Below are 506 nucleotides of genomic sequence, written 5' to 3' on the forward strand. Positions count from 1 at the left end.
GCTTCAAGCGGCATATCTGCAACAGGTGCTCCCCAGGTTGCACCGCTGTTATTTACGAGAATGTCGATTGAGCCGAATTCGTTCTTTGCTTCATCAATAACTGCCTGCACGTCCTCTGCATTCGTGATATCGCATTTTAGCGCAAGCGCTTTGACGCCAATTTTCCGGACACGATCCGCTACTTCCTCACACGCTTCTTTTTTCCGAGAGCATAATACGACATTTGCTCCAGCTTCAGCGAGTCCAACTGCAATCTGTTCGCCTTTCGATTCTCCCGCCGCGGGAGGATTATTGATGTTTACGAAGCTCAAGCTTAGCAACCTGGGCTTTGTGCACCTCGTCTGGGCCATCGGCAAGCCTTAATGTACGGGCGTTTGCCCATTGTGCTGCAAGCGGGGTATCACCCGAAACACCGGCTCCGCCAAATGCCTGTATCGCACGGTCGAGGACACGAAGTGCCATAGACGGCGCAACAACCTTAATCATTGCAATTTCAACTTTGGCTT

Annotated in this window: 2 protein-coding genes; both read right to left on the minus strand. The window is 51.4% G+C overall.

Annotated elements, in window-relative coordinates; genetic code table 11:
* On the minus strand, nucleotides 1–311 hold a 311-nt coding region (locus tag MXD58_RS31845; RefSeq protein ID WP_250610074.1), incomplete at its 3' end, for an SDR family NAD(P)-dependent oxidoreductase.
* A partial coding sequence (locus MXD58_RS31850; protein ID WP_284678845.1) for an acyl-CoA dehydrogenase family protein occupies nucleotides 289–506 on the minus strand: 218 nt, incomplete at its 5' end. The genes MXD58_RS31845 and MXD58_RS31850, both read right to left, overlap by 23 nt.

The sequence above is a fragment of the Frankia sp. AgKG'84/4 genome, from assembly GCF_023242965.2.
Classification (GTDB): domain Bacteria; phylum Actinomycetota; class Actinomycetes; order Frankiales; family Frankiaceae; genus Frankia.